At 46.7% G+C, this 2,638-nt stretch carries 1 protein-coding gene and 1 other annotated feature; the gene reads left to right on the top strand.

Going from position 1 to position 2,638, the window contains the following annotated elements:
• Positions 1–185: 185 nt before the first annotated feature.
• Positions 186–433: a binding site (T-box leader), on the top strand.
• A 64-nt stretch (positions 434–497) separates the two neighbouring features.
• Positions 498–2,441, top strand: a complete 1,944-nt coding sequence (metG, locus tag JT739_RS12465) for a methionine--tRNA ligase (RefSeq protein WP_237661447.1) — start codon at positions 498–500, stop codon at positions 2,439–2,441.
• The last annotated feature ends 197 nt before the right edge of the window (positions 2,442–2,638 follow it).

Genomic DNA, 2,638 nt, shown 5'->3' with positions numbered 1-2,638 from the left:
GAACAGGGCCTATGCCTTTGATAGACATCAAAGGATTATGAAACTTGTTCATTAATTTTTCAATCTTTTTATCCAAACGAGCTATATGCTTCATTATCATAAAATAACCACAGCGCTTGCCTGCTTATCTTGACTTTCCACCATGAATATGATATAAATTTTATTAATTCAAGTAATTGTAAAAGATAAAGACCATGATGGGAAGAGTAGGCAAAAGGGCTAGGCCAAAAGAGAGCCGGGTCAGGTGAAAGCCGGCGCCGAATACTTTGCTGAAGATGGCCCCGGAGTCGAGCTGTCGATATGTAGACAGTTACGGTAAAGGACCGTTAGAATCCTTCAGGTATCGGAAGTTTCTCTACAGAATTTCCCGTGCCTGGCTGAGGCCTTTTTTAGGCGAATATGGGTGGTACCGCGAGAATTCCTCGCCCCAAATTTTTGGGGCGAGGTTTTTTGATTTCGATAAATGCATTTTTACAAAATAAAAAGGAGGAAAAACCTTGAGCAAAAAATCCTTTTACGTGACAACACCGATTTATTATGTAAACGCTGAGCCCCATATAGGCCATGCTTATACTACCGTTATAGCTGATTTTCTTGCCCGGTGGCATCGCCTTGCTGGATATGACTCATATTTTCTAACCGGCACCGATGAGCACGGGGAGAAAATAGCTCAGGCTGCCCAGAAGGCAGGAGAAAAACCTCAGGAATTTGTAGATAGAGTTAGCGCCCGATTTAAAGAAGCCTGGGGGAAACTTTGCATCGAGTATGACGACTTTATCCGCACTACAGAGCCCAGGCACAAAAAAATCGTTCAAGAAATACTGCAAAAGGTCTACGATTCAGGGGATATCTACTATGGAGAGTATGAAGGCTATTACTGTGTGGGCTGCGAGCGCTTTTTGACCGAAAAAGAGCTGGTTGAAGGCCGATGTTCGGACCACGGCATGGCACCTGAACGGCGCAAAGAAGGCAACTACTTTTTCCGCATGGAAAAGTATCGGGAGTGGCTAAGGGACTATATAAATGAGCATCCTGAGTTTATTCGACCAGAAGGATATCGCAACGAAGTGCTCTCAATGCTGTCAGAACCAATAGGTGACCTTTCCATATCCAGGCCTCGTGAGCGGGTGCCATGGGGGATTCCGCTTCCTTGGGACAAAAACCATGTGACATACGTGTGGTTTGATGCACTGATAAATTACGTTTCAGCTTTAGGATATCCTGACAGTGAAAAATTTGAGCGCTATTGGAATTGCGCCTGGCATCTCATAGGTAAGGATATCATAAAACCCCATGCCATATTCTGGCCTACCATGCTAAAAGCAGCAGGCATTCCCATTTATAAACATCTCAATGTGGGCGGCTTTCTCATGGGCCCTGACGGCCGCAAAATGTCCAAAACCCTGGGCAATGTAGTGGATCCCTTTGACCTGTCTGAAAAGTACGGACCCGACGTGGTGCGCTACTACCTGTTAAGCGACGTGCCCTACGGTCAGGATGCTTCGGTAGGGGAACAGTATCTTGTGGCAAGGTACAATACGGACTTGGCCAACGACCTAGGTAATTTGCTCTCAAGGACCATTACCATGATTGAGAAGTTCTCAGGGGGCGAAATACCTGCGCCCGGCGAAAAAGCCGGCACTGATGATGAACTGATATCTATGGCTGAGAGCCTGCCAGAGAAACTAGAAGCTTTGATCCGCCGCATGGAGCTAAATGCTGCAATTAAAGAGATATGGAGATTTATCGGCAGGGCCAATAAGTACATCGATGAATCTATGCCATGGAGCCTTGCCAAGGATCCTGACAAAAAAGAGCGCCTAAATACAGTGCTGTACAACCTGGCGGAAGCCCTGCGAATTACGGCAGTTCACATTTCGCCCATTATGCCCAACGTGCCTGCTAAAATATTAGAGCAACTGGGCGCAGAGGATAGTTCCCTATCTACCTGGGAGAGCGTGAAAAAGTGGGGCCAACTTCCTGCCGGTTTAAAAGTTTCCCGAAAGGGAATCCTCTTCCCAAGGCTTGAAGAGGCCAAAAAGGATGAAGCAGCTGGTGTAAAACAAGAGGCGAAGGCAGCCCAGGAAGCAAAGCCGAAGGTTCAGGAAGAGCCGGTGAATATCATCACCATCGAAGACTTTACCAAAGTACAGCTTCGGGTAGCCCAGGTGTTGGAGGCAGAAAGGATCAAGGGCGCCGATAAGCTCTTGAAGCTTCAGGTGAAAATCGGAGATGAGAGGCGCCAAATAGTGGCTGGGATTGCGAAACACTATGCTCCGGAGGAATTGGTGGGCAAGAAGATAGTTGTAGTTGCCAATTTAAAACCCGCAAAGCTGAGGGGCGAGGAGTCTCAGGGCATGCTTCTTGCCGCATCAAATGAGGAAGGCCTGTCACTTATTACCGTGGACAGGGACATCGATTCAGGAGCAAGAGTGAAGTAAGTAATAAGAACGTTCACAACGGCCCATAAATGAGCCATTAAGAAGCTTGTGATTTTTAAAGGCGGAATCAAAAATTGGTTCCGCCTTTAATTGTCATTCGAATACCACGGGCTATGCCCGTGGTTCCGAAAAGCTTATAGCTATGAGTAGAAAAAACATACCTCCTCTGATAAAATAAAGCGGGTTTGGCCAACCGC

The organism is Tepidanaerobacter sp. GT38 (assembly GCF_021991635.1).
In the GTDB taxonomy this organism is placed as follows: domain Bacteria; phylum Bacillota; class Thermosediminibacteria; order Thermosediminibacterales; family Tepidanaerobacteraceae; genus DTU063.
Note: the sequence above shows the minus strand (reverse complement) of the source record. Positions and strands in the feature narration are given on the sequence as shown.